We start from the raw sequence: 381 nt of genomic DNA, 5'->3' as shown, positions 1-381 counted from the left end.
GGATACCGTAACCAGAGACAACACCAAAGTTGAAAAAGTGGTGGAGGCTGAAGAAAAAGCTCCTGAAAGGGAAGGACCTGCTATAGTGCAGGAAGAATTCATTCCTTTCATGATGAAATACCACAAAGAACATGATGAGAACCGGGTGCGGATAAAAACCCGTTTCGGAAACATCGATGTGGAACTTTACCGGGACACTCCCCTACATAGGGCGAATTTCCTGTATATGGTGAATAATGACTATTACGATGGCACCTTTTTTCACAGGGTAGCAGATGGATTTGTGATCCAGGGAGGAAATTCAGATAATCCGGACACCAACAAAAAGCGCTTCAAAATAGGAGATTACCTCATCCCCAGCGAATTTGATGCGGGACACAA

General features: G+C 44.4%; 1 protein-coding gene. It reads left to right on the top strand.

Translation table 11 applies throughout. The features are described 5' to 3' along the window. Nucleotides 1-381 (top strand): peptidylprolyl isomerase (locus HC175_RS20305; RefSeq protein WP_235942711.1); only part of this gene is annotated, 381 nt, incomplete at both ends.

The organism is Salinimicrobium oceani, assembly GCF_012037645.1.
This window is presented reverse-complemented; position numbering and strand designations above follow the sequence as displayed.